The following is an 18335-nucleotide window of genomic DNA, read 5'->3' on the forward strand; positions in this document are numbered from 1 at the left end:
CCTGACCTGGCTTCTAGACGCCTCAGATATTGAACCGGTGTGGCTGTGTCCGGTGAGATTGTTGGAGAAGGGGGATTCCTCCGGTGCTGCTGGGGAGCGACGCTGGCTGCTGTCCCCACTGACCACCCACACCACCTGGGTGGATGTGGGCATCTGGTCCTCGGTACCAGCAGACCTGCTCGGGGAGGACACCCCGGAAGGTGCCTTTGCCAGGGCAGTGGAGAAGAAAGCCACAGAACTCGGCGGGCATACCCTCCTGTACTCAGACTCCTTCTACACTCCTGAGGAATTCTCCGAGATTTATGGCGGGGATAAGTTGGCTGAGCTCAAGGAGAAATGTGATCCCAAACATCGTTTCCCGAACCTCTATGACAAGGTTGTTCACGGAGCCTGAACCTGGTGTTGGGGGAAATACCTCTCAAGGATCCACTGCGCGCTCAGCAGGTTGGGTAAAGTTAGCTACTGTTGTTTCTCATCAATTGGAAGAATCTGGCAGGGCCCACCCCATGAGCACCCGAATTGGACCGGCACAGGCCACCGACAGCACCGGTGAGAGCCTCCGCTTCGCCGTCCCGCAGGGGTGGTACTGATCCATGGGAACAATGCGCGAACTGGTCCATGACCGGATTGACCGTCTACAGGGCGCCCACGAACGTTCAAAGAAGAAGAAGTTCGGCTTCCTGGTACGGCCTGCCACACTGATTCTGGGATGGGTGGTGATGATCATCGGACTCATCACCATTCCACTGCCGGGCCAGGGTTGGCTGACCACCTTCATCGGCGTGGGCATCCTCTCCCTGGAGCAGAACTGGGCTAAACGCCTGCTTGGTTGGGGAGTACACCAATACGACCGTTTCTTCGCCTGGTACGGCACCAAATCCTTCCGCTTTCGGATGATCACCATGCTGTTGTTATTGATCCTGATCTGGATTGTTTTCATGGTGGCGTTCTGGGCCATGTGGTACTACGGCACCCTGCCTTGGGCGGATGACTTCATGGAATGGTTCGGGCTGAGTCGCTAGCTTGTCTATTTCCCTGTACCTCGGCTTTGCCACCAACCAGTACCTACTGCGACCAGTACGGTGAGGGCAGCCACCCCGAGCAGGAGAAACCATGCTCTATGTACCGCAGATACATCAGGTGGGATGGGTGCGGCCACCACAACATCACGGCTGTTCACCTCAGGAGTGTTATCAGGTTCGAAGGTCAACGCCCGGTAGGGATCCACAGCACCCCGCGCCGGGTCGACACTTCCCAGAATCTGTTCCCGGATTTCTTGAGGTGAAATATGGGGATGTCGTTCTTTGACCAGGGCAGCAGTGGCACTGACCACCGGAGCTGCGAAACTTGTCCCCTCAAAGGGGCTCTCCCCGGAAGTATGCAGCATGGAACGAACAAAACCATCCCCACGCGGTGATGCACCGGCGGGGACAAGCCCCTGTGCAGATAACAATGGTTGATCACTCGGGACGGAATAGGTGGCAATGGTGTGCGGATCAAAACGTGCAGCCACCCCGAGCACGGTGGAGAAGTGCGCAGGGTAGACAGTTGATCCAGTGGGACAGTCCTGACTGACATTTCCTGCCGCTGCAACCACCAGAACACCTTCATGTTCTGCGCGGAGAAGTGATTGATCAAGGGGAGTGACTGATTGATCAAGTTCCCTGCCCGGTGGAACGCAGGACACCACGGACACGTTGATGATGTCGGCACCCAGATCAATGGCCCGGTGGATGGATTCTGCCAAGGTGCCTAATGTTCCCACTCCGGTATCACCGGAGGTACGGACAAAGGCACTGGTCTGTTTGATGGAGATGAGATTGGCATCCGGTGCGATGCCGTGGTGGGAATCCCCGGTGCCGTCATAGGGCCAACCGGAACCGGTATTGGGTTTGAGCCCGATGATCCCGGCGATGATGGTGCCGTGGCCGTCGCAGTCGATGAGTTCCCCGGGCACATCCTCATGTTGGTGAGCACCGACAAAATCACCGCCGGGGATCAGTTCAGGTAGGCGGGGATGCGGGGAGATTCCGGTATCAATGATCGCGATGGTGACATCCCGACCGGTGGCAATGCGGTGGGCTTTGTCCTTGGACTCCAGGAGTGCATCATCCATGGGGTGGACGGTGGCATCAACGGGTGCGACACCAGGGCAGTCCAGCGGTTCCACCGTGCCCTGGGCATGTGCTGCAGATAAACCAGTGAGTCCGGGCAGGATGAGCATGCTGGTGATCAGAACTGCGCGGTAAACTTGGAGGAAGGAACGCTGTGCCATGGTCAACCTCCCAGACCGATGTGCATTGCCCGGAGCATCCCGAAGACATCAAGTAGATGGAGTGCGAGTGGGGGTGTGGCGGCGACACAGAGGGATTCGATTCTTTCCAACCACACGATGGTGGTGGGTTCCGGGGTCGGGATCCGGGAAACCCAGATGGCCACGGTGACGGTGGTACAGGCGATGGCGCAACCCAGCAGCAGAGCTGACCAGGATTCTCCTTGCCGCGTGACCGAGAAAACCGTGGTGAGGGTGGCGGCACAGGCCAGCACCATCAGCGACCAAGTGGGAATCGCGCGGTCCTGCCGGATGGAGTGCAACAGGGCGGCAATGGCGGTGGTGAAGGCGAAGAGCGTGGAGAACCAGGTTCCTGGATGGGCGGTGAAGATGATCAGCCCTGCAGCGATGAACGTGAGGGCGAGGATCTGCGCGCTGTAGAGAATCTGTGCCCGGTGTGCTGCCGTGGTGGGATCTTGAAGACCGTTGTCACTGACCGAGAGATCCTGGCCTGCTGTGGGAAGAGTCGGGACCCGGAGACCGGCGATGGATGCGGCGAGCTTGGGGGCGAAGCTCATGAGAATCAGGGCAATAGCGATGGTGAATGCTGCCGGGCCACTGATATTGTCCGCTGCCCGGGAGATACCGACCCCAGCTGCAGTGGTGAGCAGGCAGAGGAAAAATACTGTGAGGGCGGCACTGCTGAGCAGGGGTGGATGGAAAAACAGATGCAGGATCAACACTGTGAGAAGCCCGGAACCTGAGGCGCACAATAATGCCCAAGCCAGGTGGTTGGTGTCCACGGTGTCTGTGACAGTGATGGCTGCACCCACGGAGATCAGAGCTGTGATCAAAACAGGAAGTACTGCTCGCGTCACCGGGGTGTTGGCCTGTGGGTGGATATCTCCACGGGGCAGCCAGGCAAAGATGATGGTGCAGACCATCGACAACAGAGCCATCCGGATATTCATCCCGAGCATGCTGGCTGCGGGACTGGCAAGCAGCAGTGCCACCGCACCCACACCGGTGAGCGTGATCAGATCAACCAGGCCGATGGTGCGCGTGCTGGAGGATAATTCCACCAGGGCTTCTGCAGAATCACGGATCACAGGTACCGGCAGGTCGCGCTCCGGGGACAGTACCAGCACGCCACCCTGCTCCAACTGGGTATGTGAAAGTGGGATACCGGGATCAACGGGGATGCCTGTGGCGGTGCGTGCCACCCACGGTCGGGAGATAAACGGCGCTTCGGTGAGTTCCAGAACCTCATCAAGAATCTCCGCCAGGCTGGACCATGCCGGTAAAGACAGATCCGCCATGGCAAAAGGTGTGTCACCGACGGTGAGATCGATACGCACACTGATCCGCAGCACATTATCGATGGCCACGCAGCTTCCCCCTCCAACTTGTGTTGCATCCCTGTGTTGTCTGGAAAGTCTGCCAAAGAACCTGGCCAAAAACCGGTTTGGTGAGAAGAAACCCACTTTGCTGCGAAGTGGGAACCTTGAGGCCGGTTTTGCAGTCCAACCATCAATGAGACGCGACTCTTCCTTCCTGTTAACCACAAAATAAACAGAGGGAGGGCAAGCGATATTGGTGTTGTTGAGAACTGGGGAGGGGACTGAATCACCATGACCACGGTGACCACTGATGAGAATGCCGGCAGCGCAGGGGAGAACAGGGAAAGTGCAGCTGAGTTGGATGCCTCTCTGAATGCCTCTGTAGGAAACCAACCCACCAGGCAGGCACGGATTGTCTATCCGGACACGGTGTCAGCCACTGATCAGCCGCCCAGGGATCCAGCCCGTATCGCCGGATACATCGTGGAACCGGTGACCTGGTCGGAACGTGATCCGGCACCACCGCTGCCCACATCACCTCTGGTGGCGGAGGTGGTTCCTGCAGCAGAACGGCCCACACCGAAGCCATTGATCAAGGTGTTGCTGCCGGTGATCATGGTGGCTGCGGTCCTGGCGATGGTAGCCCTGATGGTGATGATGAGTGGACGCCTCAATCCGATGATGATGATTTTCCCACTCATGATGCTGATGTCCATGGCCATGATGTTCTCGCCGCCGGAGGGACAGGACACGGATGAAACACGGCGGACATATATGCGGCACCTGGGAGCATTAAGGGAACAGGCGCTGGAGCATGCGCAGAGCCAGCGAAGCCATGAGCTGCACCGCCATCCGGACCCGTCCATGTTGTGGTCACGCCTGGGAGCTCGTCGGATGTGGGAGCGGGGCGCCCGAGATCCGGATTGTCTGGAGATTCGTTTCGGGTTGGGCACCACCAGTCTGGCACCGGGCATTGAGGTTCCGGACTCCGGCGCACCGGAGGACCTGGATCCGGTGTGTGCGGTGTCCCTACGGCATACGGTCAGGGCAGTGGGGTCGGTGCAGGGAATGCCGGTGGTCGTGCAGTTGCAGGCCTTCCGGTTCCTCGGGATCAATGGTCCGGGTGCCCATAATCTCGCGCGGGCGGTGGTGCTCCAGATGCTTTATCACCATGGCCCGGAGGTCATCAGCATCACCGCGACCGGTCAAGCGCCAGGTGACCAGGGCTGGGAGTGGTTGAAATGGGTGCCACATTCCCGGGCACCAGAACATGCCGCCCACCGGGTGCTCATCGTTGATTCAGAACTGACCAACGGCACGGAGGACTACATCGATGATCCGCAGTGGAGCTGCATCATCAATGTCGGGGCGCTGACCAATACCGCCTTGGGGCAGCGGGCGGAACAGGAGGGCCTGTTGCTCCACGCGGATGAGCAGCTCAGCGTGTTCACCGCCCAGGGAGTGGAAACACTTGGCACCCCGGACGCGGTCGCCTATGATACCGCCCTCACCTTCGGCCGCATGTTGACTGCTTATCGACGCGCCAGCACCACCGAGGCACGGGTCTCCGGCGACCTGCTGCCGTTATTGGGTATCCCGGACCACACCCACCTCAGCGCAGACACCCTCTGGGTAAAACACAGAAAAACACCCCGTTCCCGCCTGACAGTGCCCCTCGGCCTGACAGAACAGGGCACGCCCATGATGTTGGACCTCAAAGAATCCGCCCAGGGAGGCATGGGGCCACATGGCCTGTGCATCGGTGCCACCGGTTCCGGAAAATCTGAACTACTCCGCACCCTCGTCCTGGGGCTGATAATCACCCATTCACCGGCAGAACTCAACCTCGTTCTTGTGGACTTCAAGGGTGGCGCCACCTTCCTCGGCTTCGACACCCTCCCACACACGGCTGCGGTGATCACCAACCTGGAAGAGGAAGCTGTGCTGGTTGAGCGCATGTACGACGCCATCTCCGGGGAGATGAACCGGCGCCAGGAGCAGCTGCGTCGTGCCGGGAGTTTTGCCAATGTCGATGATTACAATGCTGCAGCCAACACCCGCGAAGACCTGGAACCGATGCCTGCCCTGGTCATCGTCTTGGATGAGTTTTCTGAGATGCTCGGCCAACACCCTGACTTTGCTGATCTCTTCGTGGCTGTCGGCAGGTTGGGTCGATCCCTGCACATCCACCTGTTGCTGGCCAGTCAACGTCTGGAGGAGGGGCGCCTACGTGGTCTGGACTCGCACCTGTCCTACCGCATCGGCCTCAAGACCTTCTCCGCAGCAGAATCACGTCAGGTCCTGGGTGTGACCGATGCTTATCATCTGCCTGCCCAACCCGGCGCGGGTTTTCTTAAATCTGATGTGGATTCTGTGTCCCGTTTTCAGGCCAGTTATGTATCTGGTCCGGTGAGTCGGCGTGTGGAGCTTGAGCATGTGCCTCAGCAGGTTCGACTTTTCACTGGTTGGGATGAGGCCACTCCGGGTGAGGTGGTTATTGAGCACGGGGAGGAAACGCTGATTAGTGCCGTCGTCACGCTTGCTGTTGCTGCTGGTGCTGCGCGGGGGTTGAGTGCCCACCGGATCTGGCTGCCACCTCTTCCTGCGGAGGTGTCCATCGGGATGGTCGCGGAGGATGTGGGTGAATTGGCGGCCAATATCGGGATCATCGACAGGCCTTATCACCAGCGTCAGGATCCGTTGGTGGTGGATTTCTCCCCGGCAGGGGGTGCTGGGCATTTTGCTGTGTGTGGTGGTCCACAGAGTGGCAAGTCCACTGCTTTGCGCAGCATTGTCGTCTCGTTGGCGGCGACTCATTCCACGGAGGATATCCGTTTCTATGTGCTTGATCTTTCTGGGACTGCGATGGAACATTTGGGCAGGTTGCCGCATGTTGCGGGTGTGGCGCACCGGAGTGATCCGGAACGTGTTCGTCGTGTCCTTGATGAGGTCACCGCGCTGATTGAGAGCCCTGAACATCGCCATACCTTCCTCATCGTGGATGGGTGGCAGACGATTGCCCAGGATTTTGAGGAGCTTTTTGATGTCTTTGTTCATATCGCCTCTAATGGTTTGGCTGCCCGTGTCCACCTGGTTCTGAGCACTCAGCGGTGGAGTTCCATCCGGCCGGCGCTGAGGGATCTCATCAGTGGTCGTCTGGAGCTGAAGCTTGGTGAGGCCATGGATTCCGTGGTGGACCGTAAGTCCCAGTTGCGTCTCCCGGCGGCCCCGGGCAGGGGACTGAACCTGCAGTCTGAACAGGTGCTCATCGCCAACAGCACCACCCAGGACATCGCGCATGTCTGTACCCAGGCCGCAGAGATGGGCCAGCAGCCGGTGCCAGCATTGAATGTGTTGCCCACTGATATCGCCCTCCATGAACTTCACAGCGCCAGGGAACCGGGCATCCCCATCGCCCGTGGTGGTGTGGATCTTTCCACCATGACCTGGGATCCGGAGAGCAGCAGACACCTCATGGCCTTTGGTTCACAGGGGTGTGGCAAGACCTCCTTGATCAGAACTGTCGCGGCGGGCCTGAGCGTCATCGGGCGGGAACAGGCACGGATGGTGGTGATGGACTTCAGGCGTGCTCATCTGGGCATGCTGGATGAATCAATGGTCACCGCCTATTGTGCGACATCCACGGCTGCACAGCAGACGGTCACTGACATGGTGGCAACACTGTCGGCACGGCTTCCTGATGCTGATATCACCCCGGCCCAATTGCGGGAACGATCATGGTGGCAAGGGCCGGATATCTATCTGATCATTGATGATTATGATCTGTTGCCCGCCGGCATCCTGCACCCTCTGGGGCAGTTGATACCCCATGCCCGGGACATCGGCCTGCATGTGGTGCTCACCCGGAAGTCAGGCGGGGTATCGCGGGCCCTCTATGACCCGATTCTCTCTGAGCTCAGGGATCAGTCTCCCCAGGTACTGCTCTTTGACACCGACCGGGATGAAGGCACCATCCTGGGACTTAAACCTGCGGCACTCCCGCCTGGCAGAGCCCAGATGAGCATCCGGGGAAACAATGTGGGACTGTGCCAGGTGGCACGCATCGGAGGTGATGAATCATGACCGGGACCATGACAGAGACACTGACGGTGACGGTGCTGGAAACCGCCACCATCTTTGAAGGACCGGACACGGTCTACCGCTATGACATCATGGCCGCAGGCATCATCGAAGGCTGGGCCGTACCGGCAGTGGTGGATCAGGTTCGACAGCTGGGATCGGTGCACTGGCCTGATGTGGAGGTGATCATCGACGGTGATGAAGCAGTAACCGAGGTGCTCACCAAGACCTTCATCACCAAGGGAGTGACCTCTTATCCGGTGGACACCCTGCGGGAACATCCCCTCCCTGATGAAGGCCCCGACCGGGAAGAAGAACCAGACCTACTGATCACACGACCAAGTAGGGGCAGGACCCACCGGCACTTCTATGGCATCAGACCCCTACACATCCTGTTGACCACCCTGTTCGTCGGTGCGGTTGCCGGAGCATGGGTTCTCCTGGGAGGAAATCCCGGCCCGGAACCACCGGTGGCACCGGAGGTGCAACCAGCCACAGCAGAGGTAGAAACCGACACCACCGACACCGTGCCCACTTCCAGCCTCACCACCACAGTGCTCATGAGCGAGAACTTCCACGTGGAGGTCCCTTATGGTTACCGGTTGGAAGAACAGGGAGATGCCCATGTACTGACCGGACCTGACCCCGATATGCGCATCCACATCGGTGTGGATCCTCTTCACGGGGTGGATGAAGAGCGTGTGCGCGAGGAAATCAGCCGCATGATCGCAGAAGACCCCGCATTGGCCCCAGCACCCACCGGGGAGTGGGAGGGACAGCGGGCAGGGCTGGATGCCCTGGACTACACCGAAGACCCCGGTGATGACTCCGTGGTGAACTGGGTGACCTGGTTCGATAACGGCAGACAGATCAGCGTGGGATGCCAGACCCGCCTTGAACCCACAGTGATCCAGAAAGCAGGCTGCAGAAACATCGTGGAAACACTGGTGTTGCGGTAGCTGATGAGCAGCAAACAAGAATATTTTCACATTCAGGGAACCTCAGAGGGGTTTGCACAGTCTTACTAAGCAGGAAAGGTCACAAGACCTTTCCCGGGGGACCGGCACACCATTGTCACCATAGTTTCACCGTGCCGGACTGACACACCACAACACATCTCGTTCGAGGAGGGGCGAACCCCAATGTCAAATCTTTTCAGGACAGAATCCGATGTCATGCTGGCCACCGCCGGCCAGGTCGATGACACCAATGACCAGGTTCAAAGTGAACTGAACCGACTGCGCGGAGTTGTTGATTCCGTACGCGGCAGCTGGGCCGGACAAGCACAGGTCAGCTTCGATGCACTGATGAACCGCTGGAATGATTCCGCACGCAAACTGCAGGAAGCACTCGATGCCATCTCCGGCAATATCCGCGCCAATGCCCGGACCTTCGAAAACACCGAAGCCGACAACGCCCAGGCCTTCAGCGCTGTGGGAGCCGGCGACGGCGCCGGACTCGCACTCTAGTTCACCCAATCAGAAACAAAGGACACAATGCTATGGACATGATCCGTTATGAGTTCGGCGCCATTCAAGGTGCTGCCACCGACATCAACTCAACCTCTGGACGCATCAACTCCCTGCTGGATGGGCTCAAGCAGCAGATCCAGCCGATGGTCTCTACCTGGGAAGGCGAATCCGCTGCGGCCTACACCGAAGCCCAGCTGAAGTGGGACACCGCAGCCGCTGAACTCAACACCATCCTGGCCACCATCTCCCAGACGGTTCAACAGGGATCCGAGCGAATGAGTGACGTTAACCGCCAAGCCGCAGCAAGCTGGGGCGGCTAACCGCACCCACCTTCAGACACCACAGATGTTGAAAGCAGGTGATCTATCGAATCCACTGTTCTTCCCCATTTAGTAGCCGGGGGATCCTGAGGGACAACCCTGGTCCACCTTGTCCACTGAAACCAAGGTTCCAGACACACTCCCATCAAATCCATGAGGTGGACCACCTCCCATTGGACCTCCCGCTACGCACACCCCAGGTATCTTCTCTTTTCGTGCCCCCGCACAACGGAGAAGGCATCTGGGGTGTGCTTTTATCCGTCACCGCTCTGGCCACAACCCACCAGGCTCTGGAACCCCTCCTCGGAAATGACGTACCCTGTGGGGTATAACAAGACCCCCTGAGATTGGTGATAGTTTCCTTGACTGCTGTAAGTAATGTTCGCTGTTCCGACACCGGTGTGGAACCCCTGCCCGGCACCGCCAAAACAGGCAATGGCTTTGTTCTCCTGGAACATCCAGGTGCCTGGAGCAGAGACGTACTCGACGGGGAGACCTTCCCCCCGGAACTCACAGCCCAGTTAAAAAGCCACCTGAAGGCATCAAAAATGGGCCTGCAGCTGATCCGCAAGCCTGGACGTGAAGGCCGGGGCATCACTGACCACACCGTATTCCTGGTGTTCAGTGAACTCGAGGTGATGGAACGGATCACCATCGAACACCCTGAACAGGTTCTGGATCTGGATCTCAGCGCGCCGGGAAGAAATAATGCCCAGCCGGTGGATCACCCGGTTCTTCTCATCTGTACTCATGCCAAACGTGATGTCTGTTGTGCACTCAAGGGACGTCCGCTGGCGGCAGAGATGGTGCCGGCATTTCCCGCAGACCAGGTGTGGGAATCGTCTCATACCAAAGGACACCGTTTCGCCCCGTCCATGCTGTTGATGCCCTGGAACTACTCCTTTGGACAGATGAATGGGGAAGCAACCTCCGCCATGCTGACCGCAGCACAGCAGGGTGAGTTCTTCTATCCGGGTAATCGTGGTCGGGGCACACGCGATGCCCGCGGACAGGTGGTGGAACTGGCGGTGGTGGAGCACCTGATCAACCAGGGTGAAAAGGTGGGTATTTCCGGCCTGCAGGTTGATGAGATCACCGTGACTCACCCTGATGGGCGCATCTTCGAGGTGACCCTGGAACAGCAGACAATCGAGGGTGTTATTTCTTCCTGCGGTGACGATCCCAAGGTGGGTAAGTCCTGGGTTGCCACAGGTGTCAGCCACCAGGCCTGATCTGAACCTCGCTACCGTGCCAGGTCAAAGCGTTCCTCCAACAGTCTGAAAGATCCCAGCGCACACGCTCTTTTTGGATTCTCACACCATCAGAGGTAAGATTTCATCTTTGTGTATGGAGTCTGATCCCACCCTCAAGGGGGTAGGTGTGAGGCAGCAGAACATGTATGGGTCACCACCGGCCGCCGTCATGATTCTTCCGGACACGTTCCTGGCTGGCAGTTCCTAGACAGACTTATTTAAGGAGTCATAGTGTCTACTTACCACCCAAAGAGCGGTGACATCACCCGTAAGTGGTACGTCATCGACGCCACTGATGTGGTGCTGGGCCGCCTGGCTACCCACGCCGCAGGCCTGCTTCGCGGCAAGGGCAAGCCTTTGTACGCACCTAACGTTGACTGCGGTGACCACGTCATCATCATCAACGCTGACAAGGTCGCCGTCACCTCCAACAAGCGTGACCGCGAGATGCGTTACCGCCACTCCGGTTACCCGGGCGGTCTGAAGTCCATGACCCTGGGCCGTTCCCTGGAACTGCACCCAGAGCGTGTGCTTGAGGAATCCATCGTTGGCATGATGCCGCACAACAAGCTGACCGCTGCTTCCGCAAAGAAGCTGCACGTCTTCGCTGGTGCTGAGCACCCATACGCTGCTCAGAAGCCTGAGTCCTACGAGATCAAGAAGGTGGCCCAGTAATGTCCGAGCCTATCCAGAACGAGAACGTAGAGAGCAACGTCGCAGACGCTGCCGACATCGCTGCAGCAACCGCTGCTACCGAGGAGTTCACCAACACCATTGGTGATGCTATTGCAACTCCTTCCGAGGAAGAGACCTTTGAGGCTGCTCCTGCAGTTCTCGAGGGCCCGATCCAGACCGTTGGTCGCCGTAAGCGCGCCATCGTTCGCGTCCGCATGGTCGCCGGCTCCGGCGAAATCACCTGCAACGGTCGCTCACTGGAAGACTACTTCCCGAACAAGCTGCACCAGCAGCTGATCAAGGCTCCTCTGGTCCTGCTGGACCGCGAGAATCAGTTCGACATCCAGGCAAACCTGGGTGGCGGCGGACCTACCGGTCAGGCTGGCGCTTTCCGCCTGGCTATCGCCCGCGCACTGAACGCCTACAACCCGGCTGAGCGCCCAAGCCTGAAGAAGGCTGGCTTCCTCACCCGTGACGCTCGTGCAGTTGAGCGTAAGAAGGCTGGTCTGCACAAGGCACGTCGTGCCCCGCAGTACTCCAAGCGTTAATCTTCGCTTATACCGTTCAACCCGCTTCACCGTTTCATCATGGTGGGCGGGTTGTCCGCTTTCTACAAGCTTTTCGATGCCATCGTGCCTGCCACCCCTCTGGGTGTGGTGAAGGAGATAAGAAGACCGGATGCTGTTTCCGAATCGGGAAAAATGCTTGCCAGCGTGCATAATGTAAGCTATGACTCGACTTTTTGGAACCGATGGTGTTCGTGGCTTGGCGAACAAATCCCTGACGGCATCGCTTGCCCTCAAACTTGGTGCGGCTGCAGCGCATGTCCTGACTGCAGGTAACCGAAGCACCGGACGTCGTCCGGTGGCTATCGTCGGCCGCGATCCCCGTGTTTCCGGTGAGATGCTCGCTGCCGCCCTGGCCGCCGGCATGGCCAGCCGTGGCGTGGATGTTCTGCGCGTCGGTGTTGTCCCGACCCCGGGTGTCGCCTTCCTCACCGATGACTACGGTGCTGACATGGGCGTGATGATCTCCGCCTCTCATAACCCCATGCCTGATAACGGCATCAAGTTCTTCTCTGCCGGTGGACACAAGCTCCCCGATGAGGTCGAAGATGAGATTGAGCGTGTGATGGGTGACCTGCCGGAGGAAGGCCCAACAGGCCACGGCATTGGACGTGTCATCGAGGAATCCCCAGATGCACAGGACCGCTATCTGCAGCATCTGGCTGATGCGGTGCCCACCAACCTCAAGGGCATCACCGTTGTGGTCGATGCGGCCAACGGTGCAGCCAGCGATGTGGCCCGGATGGCATATGAGGCGGCAGGCGCCAAGGTCATTGCCATCCACGACAAGCCGAACGCCTACAACATCAATGAAAAGTGTGGATCCACCCACATGGATCAGGTGCAGGCTGCAGTACTTGAGCACGGTGCGGATATCGGACTGGCCCACGATGGTGACGCTGACCGCTGCCTGGCTGTGGACAAGGACGGCAAGATTGTCGACGGTGATGAGATCATGGCAATCCTCGCCATCGCCATGAAGGAAAACAGTGAGCTGCGTAAGAACACCCTCGTCGCCACGGTCATGTCCAACCTGGGTCTGAAGCTGGCCATGGAAAAAGCCGGCATTGAACTGCGCACCACCAAGGTGGGCGACCGTTATGTCTTGGCTGATCTCAACTCCGGTGGCTTCGCCCTGGGTGGTGAGCAGTCCGGACATATCGTTCTTCCAGATCACGGCACTACCGGTGACGGTGTACTCACCGGTCTGTCCCTGATGGCACGTATGGCAGAGACCGGAAGCACCCTGGCGGAACTGGCTCAGGCCATGACTGTTCTCCCGCAGGTACTGATCAACGTGCCGGTATCGGATAAGTCCTGCATCATGAAGGACACCAACGTCAAGGCAGCCATCAAGACCGCTGAGGAAGAACTCGGTGAAACCGGACGCGTTCTGCTGCGTGCCTCCGGCACTGAGGAACTGTTCCGCGTCATGGTGGAAGCAGCTGAAGAAGAGCAAGCACGTCGCGTGGCTGGCCGTCTGGCAGCAGTAGTCGCTGAGGCCTAGACCCCTCTCCAACAATAAAGTTCCCTGTATGAGGGAACCGTTGCACCCCCTTGGGCAGTCAAACACTGATGTAGGCGAAAACGCTTGTCATTGTTGACTACACAGGGGGATTTTTCATGTCAGGGTTCAACCTCGAGATGGCTGCGGCATTGTCATCGCTGCAGAAGATGCTTGGTGAAACAGCCACGCAGAGTCAGATACACAAGGCAGAGCAGCCCTCCTATCCGGTGACCGCTGCCGGTAGGGACTTTGGGGCGCTGGGGGCTGAGGTCGCAATGATGTTTGAGGGGCTGCACCGCAGCGTCGATAAGCATCTTGCCGCTTTGGAGACAACCGCAGACGCTGCCACCCGCCAAGTGGGGGTTTATGCGGATGAGGATCAGGATTTCGCTGACTCCCTGGACGGTGTGGAATGAACCTGGACGGTTATGGACAGACCGTGAGCGCGTTGCGGAATGCGAGCCGGGGCAGCTATGGGGGACCGTCCGTATCGGAAACAGCGTTGCGACGCGCCTATGAATCCGTGGACGGGGTGGATACCGGCGAGTTACGGGCGGGGGCGCGACTGGCCGCCGGTTCCACCGAAACAGCGGGCGTACAGCAATGGCTCCTACCGGTGGTGAAATTCATCGGCAGTCTGGGAGCAGGCATGTTGGCCACGGAACTGGTGGAGCGGGCCCAATCATGGTTCAGCAGCAGGGATGAGGCGGAGGAGATTTCCGATGCCACAGACCGGGCCGCCGATGCCATTGACACCACCCTGACAGAATCAGACCGAGGCGCAGAAGCCATCCTCCTACAACTGGTGGAGATCATCGCCCAAATATCCGCGCACCTGTCCACCATTGACCCACGGGAGCACCCGGAAGCCTTTGCCGCTGTGGTACAGGCGGGGTCGGACATCATCAATGATGCCGCAGCCATGATCTTAGGGTTATGTGCTGACCGTGATAGGGCGATCGAGGAATGCTATCGCGCGCTCATCGACCACGGGCAGAGGGTGTGCGAGAGACCTGATCCGACCTTGGCAGATGCAGTTTCAGGTGGGGAAGTAGGTGGTGGAGCGGGCGGATCTGCTGTGAGTTCTTCCGTCGGATCATCGAGTGGATCTTCCACAGGGGCTTCAGGTGGTGCCGTGGGATCAAGTGCTTCCGGGGTGGCTGAGAAGGTGATGACCACACCAGCGTCGGTGACTGAGAATCCGGAGACCAAGCCTGATACCAAGTCAGATTCTAAGTCAGACTCCCAGGAAGAAAGTGCTGAGAAGAAGGCTGTTGAGAAGCCTGCAGACAAGTCGGCTGAAAAGGAAGAACCAGCACCAGATTCGGAGCAGGACTGTGAAGAAAAACCTGAAGAAAAACCAGTAGTTGAACTTGCTGAGGACTGCGTGGATGAGGGGAAGGAACCAGAAGACGAACCTGAACCAGAGCTCGAGGTGGACTCTGATCCTGCCCCGGTGTTGGAGGAAGAACCAGAAGGACACCGTATCCGTGAGATTGTCATCGGTGCCATTGGGGTGGGACTGGTGATTGCCGGTGTCAGTGCCATTGCGCACTTCTTGGAGCAGGCGGTTCAGGAGGCATTGGCGGCGATGAACCCCGAGATTGAGGTCCCTGTGGAAGCAACACCGGAATTAGAACCTGAGCCGGTGGTTAAACCAGTACCTCCAGCACCGGAACCGGTAAATGACAAGAACACAGAAGCAGAACTGGCGGATGTTCCAGAACCTCCAGCCAAGCCAATTCCAGCAGCGGTGCCAGCCGATTATAAAACCGGTCCAGTGGCAGCATCGGCAGCAGCTCCGGCACCGGTGACGCCGGTGCATGTTTCGGAACAAGTGGCCGCACCATCTCCTGTGCCAGCAGAAAATGCAGGGCTGCCACGGGTTCGTAAAGCAGGAGGGTGGTCGTAGTGGACTATGAAGATTTTGTCATCCAGTTCCGTGCCAGGGCTGCAGCACGCATGGAGGAATTTGAAAAAGCACTGGCCAAGGCGCAGAAGGAGACGACAGCAGCGAAGCAGTCAATGCAAGCAAACCGAACTACATCACCGGAACAGGGACAGATAAATCACAAAACGCAGGTCACACCGGCAGTGAAGAAACCGGTGCAACCTGCGCGGGGACGGGCCCGTGGCCGTGGACCTGTGCAATCAGTCCTGCGGGAGGCCTGAAATTTCAGCAACCATCCGCAGAGGAATTACTTGTTATTCAGGAAGGGCAACGGTGAGGTGTCCGCAGGATAGGCCTTCTCCTGAAGTTCCTCACCCCAGTAGGAGGTCACCTTCTTGGCCGTGGCATCCGGCGCAGAGAAGCTCTTGTACTTCTTCTCCGAACCCAGCTGGTGGAGCAGGAACCCGGTGAGGAGGCCTCGGGCGGTTTCCTGTGGGCCAGTTTGCGGACTGCCGATGCCCAGCAGCAGCTTGAACATGGTGTCTTCAGAGAAACCCTGCTGGTTACCCTTCTCCAATTCGCGGTAGCAGACCTCGCCACCCCAGTTGGCAGCAACCTTGGAAGGATCGCCTGCTTCAAAGATCCCGAGATCGCCAGCGCCGAGGATCAAAGCGGGTGCCTTCACAGCAGGTGCCGCATCAATGGCAGAAGGGGAGGTGGGGGCAGGGTAGAGGGCACCAACGGCGCGGACGGCGCTGCGGTGTGCAGAAGCCAAGATGGCGGCACCTGCTCCCATACCGTGTCCCACCATGCCCAGACTGCCGGGGTTGACAGTGACATTGCCACTACCAAGCTTCACGCCGGCGAGGATCTGCAGTGCAGATTCCATGTCAGCGGCAAAGCCCTGATGATCAGGAAGCACACCGGTTTCCGTATTTGGGGCGGCAACCGCAATACCCCAGCTGGCCAGATGGCGAAGCGTCTGGTGATAGTGCTTGATGGGTTTGAGCCAATCGTGACCGAAGGCAACACCGGGGATGCCATTTCCCTCAGCCGGGGTGTAGATCTTGCCCTGCAGTCCGGCATAGTCAAGATCACCAACCAGCACTCGGTGCGGTCCACGCTTGGAAAGCTTTGTCAGGTGTTTGTTCAGATTGTCAGCCACAGGTCCAAGAATAGTGGAAAGCGCGGGTGATGAGGGCCATGTGTCATAACCGGAGCATTTTCAGGGCCCCCTGCCCAGGTTTTCCATCAGGGGTAGTGGCAGAATATGAAAGCATGAATCTCCTGACCACCCGCATTGACCTTGATGCCATCGCCTATAACACCCGCCTGCTCAAAGACATGGCCGGGGATGCAAAGCTCATGGCGGTGGTCAAGGCGGACGGTTATAACCACGGCATGGACAAGGTTGCTCCTGTCATGGCAGCCAACGGTGCGGATGCCTTCGGTGTTGCCACCATTCCGGAGGCATTGGCGCTGCGTGCCTCAGGCATCACCGCGCCTGTCCTGTGCTGGATCTGGTCCGCGGAACAGGACTGGACAGCAGCGGTTGATGCCGGCATTGACCTTGCGGTGATCTCCCCACAGCATGCCCGTGTGCTTATCGACGCCCCCCTTAGCGACTCCCGCAGAGTGCGCGTATCTATCAAGGTGGACACCGCACTGCACCGTTCCGGTGTGGATGAAGATGACTGGGATGAGGTGTTCACCATGCTGCGCGACGCCAACCACATTGAGGTCACTGGTCTGTTCTCACATCTGTCTTGTGCTGATGAACCCCACAATGAGGAAACTGACCGACAAGCGGTGATCTTCCGTCGTGCCATTGCACGCGCACAGGCACTGGGGTTGGATGTCCCCACCAATCATCTATGTAATTCCCCGGCCACCCTGACACGTCCTGACTTGTACTTTGACATGGTGCGCCCCGGCGTTGCCCTCTATGGCATGGAACCCATCAACGGACTCGACCATGGCCTGCGTCCTGCCATGAGCTGGATCGGTGCAGTGACGGTGGTCAAGCCCATTAAAAAGGGCGAGGGTACTTCCTACAGCCTCACCTGGCGTGCAGAATCCGATGGCTTCCTGGCGGTGGTACCCGCAGGTTACGCCGATGGTGTGCCACGCGCGGCACAGGACCACATCAGGGTCAACATCAACGGTCACTACTATTCCGAGGTGGGTCGGATCTGCATGGACCAGTTCGTGGTCTTCCTCGGCGACAACCCCCACGCGGTGACAGCCGGTGATGAGGCCGTCATCTTCGGTGAGCAGGGCATGAGCGCCACTGAGCTTGCCGACGCCCTGGGCACCATCAACTATGAGGTTATCTGCCGCCCGACGGGCCGCACCGTCCGCGAATACACAGGAGAAGACAAGTGAATCCAGAATTTCCCGTATCCGGCACCCGCCGTTTTGAAACAGCTCCGGACACCCAGGCCTTCGGTGAGGAGCTGGGCAGGGCGCTTAACGCCGGTGATGTGGTCATTCTCGATGGCCCACTGGGTGCTGGCAAGACCACCTTCACCCAGGGCATTGCCCGAGGCATGGAAGTTAAAGGACGCATCACATCGCCCACCTTCGTGATCGCTCGGGAACACCGCTCAGAGGTGAGTGGACCCACACTCATCCACGTGGATGCCTACCGTCTCCTAGGCGAGGACCCCGATGATGTTGATGCCGACCCGCTGGGTGCGTTGGACTCCCTGGATTTGGACACGGATCTGGACACAGCCGTGGTGGTGGCAGAATGGGGTGGGGGACTGGTGGAGCAGATTTCCGATTCCTATCTGCTGATCTCCATTGATCGTGAAACCGCCGTGGTGGAAGACCCGGACTCTGAGGCCCGCATCTTCACCTGGAAGTGGGTCAGGGGGAACTAATTCAACAGTCGGGTGATCACTCTGATCCAGGGCATGGCTGAGTGGCCCCTTGTGGGGTAGGGTTCCCCCGCCGG

The 18335-nt window shown here is 58.7% G+C and carries 17 protein-coding genes and 1 pseudogene; 15 read left to right on the forward strand and 3 right to left on the reverse strand.

What is annotated here, in order from left to right; all coding sequences use genetic code 11:
• Together Q0M74_RS07155 and Q0M74_RS07160 are read left to right on the forward strand one after the other, a co-directional pair.
• Window positions 1-394: pseudogene (locus Q0M74_RS07155) on the forward strand (FAD-binding protein); the annotation flags it as partial.
• Window positions 395-593: 199 nt separating this feature from the next.
• Window positions 594-1022 carry a TIGR02611 family protein gene (locus tag Q0M74_RS07160; RefSeq protein ID WP_293952884.1) on the forward strand — a complete coding sequence of 143 codons (429 nt, stop codon included), beginning with the start codon at window positions 594-596 and terminating at the stop codon, window positions 1020-1022.
• A 5-nt stretch (window positions 1023-1027) separates the two neighbouring features.
• Here Q0M74_RS07160 and mycP read toward each other — a convergent pair whose 3' ends face one another.
• Together mycP and eccD are read right to left on the reverse strand one after the other, a co-directional pair.
• A complete protein-coding gene (gene mycP / locus Q0M74_RS07165) occupies window positions 1028-2275 on the reverse strand; it encodes a type VII secretion-associated serine protease mycosin (protein WP_293952886.1) in 1248 nt (415 codons plus the stop codon).
• 2 nt (window positions 2276-2277) lie between these two features.
• A complete protein-coding gene (gene eccD, locus Q0M74_RS07170; protein WP_293952888.1) occupies window positions 2278-3660 on the reverse strand; it encodes a type VII secretion integral membrane protein EccD in 1383 nt (460 codons plus the stop codon).
• A 243-nt stretch (window positions 3661-3903) separates the two neighbouring features.
• On the opposite strand from eccD, the gene eccCa reads away from it, so the two are divergent.
• From eccCa to Q0M74_RS07225, 11 genes are all read left to right on the forward strand, one after another.
• On the forward strand, window positions 3904-7695 hold the full coding sequence (gene eccCa / locus Q0M74_RS07175) for a type VII secretion protein EccCa (protein WP_293952890.1): 3792 nt from the start codon (window positions 3904-3906) through the stop codon (window positions 7693-7695).
• Complete coding sequence (locus tag Q0M74_RS07180) at window positions 7692-8651, forward strand: type VII secretion-associated protein (RefSeq protein WP_293952892.1); 960 nt, start codon at window positions 7692-7694, stop codon at window positions 8649-8651. The genes eccCa and Q0M74_RS07180 overlap by 4 nt, the downstream gene beginning before the upstream one ends.
• A 183-nt stretch (window positions 8652-8834) precedes the next feature.
• On the forward strand, window positions 8835-9161 hold the full coding sequence (locus Q0M74_RS07185) for a WXG100 family type VII secretion target (protein ID WP_293952894.1): 327 nt from the start codon (window positions 8835-8837) through the stop codon (window positions 9159-9161).
• Between the two features lie 32 nt (window positions 9162-9193).
• Window positions 9194-9484: a WXG100 family type VII secretion target gene (locus tag Q0M74_RS07190; protein WP_293952896.1), complete on the forward strand. Its 291-nt coding sequence runs from the start codon at window positions 9194-9196 to the stop codon at window positions 9482-9484.
• A gap of 362 nt (window positions 9485-9846) precedes the next feature.
• A complete protein-coding gene (locus Q0M74_RS07195) occupies window positions 9847-10716 on the forward strand; it encodes a sucrase ferredoxin (protein WP_293952898.1) in 870 nt (289 codons plus the stop codon).
• 252 nt (window positions 10717-10968) lie between these two features.
• Window positions 10969-11412 (forward strand): 50S ribosomal protein L13, encoded by a 444-nt coding sequence (rplM, locus tag Q0M74_RS07200; protein WP_293952900.1) that lies wholly within the window; start codon window positions 10969-10971, stop codon window positions 11410-11412.
• Window positions 11412-11960, forward strand: a complete 549-nt coding sequence (rpsI, locus tag Q0M74_RS07205; protein WP_293952902.1) for a 30S ribosomal protein S9 — start codon at window positions 11412-11414, stop codon at window positions 11958-11960. The genes rplM and rpsI overlap by 1 nt, the downstream gene beginning before the upstream one ends.
• 181 nt (window positions 11961-12141) lie before the next feature.
• Entirely contained in the window at window positions 12142-13485 is a 1344-nt protein-coding gene (gene glmM, locus Q0M74_RS07210; protein ID WP_293952905.1) for a phosphoglucosamine mutase, read from the forward strand.
• A 116-nt stretch (window positions 13486-13601) separates the two neighbouring features.
• Window positions 13602-13901: a hypothetical protein gene (locus Q0M74_RS07215; RefSeq protein WP_293952907.1), complete on the forward strand. Its 300-nt coding sequence runs from the start codon at window positions 13602-13604 to the stop codon at window positions 13899-13901.
• The gene (locus Q0M74_RS07220; RefSeq protein WP_293952909.1) at window positions 13898-15397 is read left to right on the forward strand and encodes a hypothetical protein; all 1500 of its coding nucleotides are present in this window, start codon (window positions 13898-13900) and stop codon (window positions 15395-15397) included. Before Q0M74_RS07215 ends, Q0M74_RS07220 begins: the two co-directional genes overlap by 4 nt.
• Entirely contained in the window at window positions 15397-15657 is a 261-nt protein-coding gene (locus Q0M74_RS07225) for a hypothetical protein (protein WP_293952911.1), read from the forward strand. The genes Q0M74_RS07220 and Q0M74_RS07225 overlap by 1 nt, the downstream gene beginning before the upstream one ends.
• Window positions 15658-15683: 26 nt before the next feature.
• On the opposite strand, the gene Q0M74_RS07230 is transcribed toward Q0M74_RS07225, so the two are convergent.
• On the reverse strand, window positions 15684-16541 hold the full coding sequence (locus Q0M74_RS07230; RefSeq protein WP_293952913.1) for a dienelactone hydrolase family protein: 858 nt from the start codon (window positions 16539-16541) through the stop codon (window positions 15684-15686).
• 113 nt (window positions 16542-16654) lie between these two features.
• On the opposite strand from Q0M74_RS07230, the gene alr reads away from it, so the two are divergent.
• Window positions 16655-17761 carry an alanine racemase gene (alr, locus tag Q0M74_RS07235; protein ID WP_293952915.1) on the forward strand — a complete coding sequence of 369 codons (1107 nt, stop codon included), beginning with the start codon at window positions 16655-16657 and terminating at the stop codon, window positions 17759-17761.
• Window positions 17758-18261 (forward strand): tRNA (adenosine(37)-N6)-threonylcarbamoyltransferase complex ATPase subunit type 1 TsaE, encoded by a 504-nt coding sequence (tsaE, locus tag Q0M74_RS07240; RefSeq protein ID WP_293952917.1) that lies wholly within the window; start codon window positions 17758-17760, stop codon window positions 18259-18261. The genes alr and tsaE overlap by 4 nt, the downstream gene beginning before the upstream one ends.
• Window positions 18262-18335 lie beyond the last annotated feature (74 nt).

The organism is uncultured Corynebacterium sp. (assembly GCF_945649885.1).
Classification (GTDB): domain Bacteria; phylum Actinomycetota; class Actinomycetes; order Mycobacteriales; family Mycobacteriaceae; genus Corynebacterium.

Excerpts from the sequence above, each read along its gene's own strand:
- Q0M74_RS07215 (WP_293952907.1), top strand. The coding sequence starts at position 13,602 with ATGTCAGGGTTCAACCTCGAGATGGCTGCGGCATTGTCATCGCTGCAG.
- glmM (WP_293952905.1), top strand. The coding sequence starts at position 12,142 with ATGACTCGACTTTTTGGAACCGATGGTGTTCGTGGCTTGGCGAACAAA.
- Q0M74_RS07185 (WP_293952894.1), top strand. The coding sequence starts at position 8,835 with ATGTCAAATCTTTTCAGGACAGAATCCGATGTCATGCTGGCCACCGCC.
- Q0M74_RS07220 (WP_293952909.1), top strand. The coding sequence starts at position 13,898 with ATGAACCTGGACGGTTATGGACAGACCGTGAGCGCGTTGCGGAATGCG.
- Q0M74_RS07160 (WP_293952884.1), top strand. The coding sequence starts at position 594 with ATGGGAACAATGCGCGAACTGGTCCATGACCGGATTGACCGTCTACAG.
- rpsI (WP_293952902.1), top strand. The coding sequence starts at position 11,412 with ATGTCCGAGCCTATCCAGAACGAGAACGTAGAGAGCAACGTCGCAGAC.
- Q0M74_RS07180 (WP_293952892.1), top strand. The coding sequence starts at position 7,692 with ATGACCGGGACCATGACAGAGACACTGACGGTGACGGTGCTGGAAACC.
- alr (WP_293952915.1), top strand. The coding sequence starts at position 16,655 with ATGAATCTCCTGACCACCCGCATTGACCTTGATGCCATCGCCTATAAC.
- mycP (WP_293952886.1), bottom strand. The coding sequence starts at position 2,275 with ATGGCACAGCGTTCCTTCCTCCAAGTTTACCGCGCAGTTCTGATCACC.
- Q0M74_RS07190 (WP_293952896.1), top strand. The coding sequence starts at position 9,194 with ATGGACATGATCCGTTATGAGTTCGGCGCCATTCAAGGTGCTGCCACC.
- eccCa (WP_293952890.1), top strand. The coding sequence starts at position 3,904 with ATGACCACGGTGACCACTGATGAGAATGCCGGCAGCGCAGGGGAGAAC.